The organism is Streptomyces sp. DH12, from assembly GCF_020873895.1.
In the GTDB taxonomy this organism is placed as follows: Bacteria; Actinomycetota; Actinomycetes; order Streptomycetales; family Streptomycetaceae; genus Streptomyces.
Window position 1 is genome coordinate 1 of sequence record NZ_JAHWGT010000508.1, and the last position, 582, is coordinate 582.

A 582-nucleotide genomic window follows, 5' to 3' on the forward strand; every position below is an offset into this window, starting at 1 on the left:
GTCGCGGAGAGCTTCTGCGGCTGCACGGCGGTGAGCATGGGCAGGACGTCGTCGAGCACCTGCTGGAGTTCGACGGCGTTCGCGGAGCGGTCCTGCGGGATGACGGCTCCGGCGGCCAGCGGCTCGGGCGAGGGGTTCTCCGGCGGTACGAGGGCGACGAACCGCTCGCCGAACAGGGTGGTGGGCAGCATCTGGGCGCGGACGTCGGACGGTACGGCATCCAGCGTGCCGGGCTTCATGGCGAGGGTGAGGCGGGCGCCGTCACCGGTGGCGTCGATGGCGCGGACCTCGCCGACGACGACGCCGCGCAGTTTCACCTCGGCGCCCGGGTGCATCTGGTTGCCGACGCCGTCGGTCTCGACCACCACCGGGTCGGACGCGGTGAACCTCTTGTCGTAGACGGCGACGGCCAGCCAGATCAGCAGGGCGGGCACCAGCACGAACACCACTCCGGCGAGCCGGCGGCGCAGGGTCCGTCCTCGGGATCCCCGGGGTCCGTTCATCTCACCCCGCCACCTTCACGGTCGTGGTCGCGCCCCACAGGGCGAGCGACAGGAAGAAGTCGGTGACGCTGATCAGGAC

1 protein-coding gene is annotated in these 582 nt (G+C 71.5%); it reads right to left on the reverse strand.

Translation table 11 applies throughout. From position 1 onward, the window contains the following. The coding region (locus tag LPA54_RS35450; protein ID WP_228984692.1) for an MlaD family protein at positions 1–503 on the reverse strand (503 nt) is incomplete at its 3' end. Between the last annotated feature and the right edge of the window lie 79 nt (positions 504–582).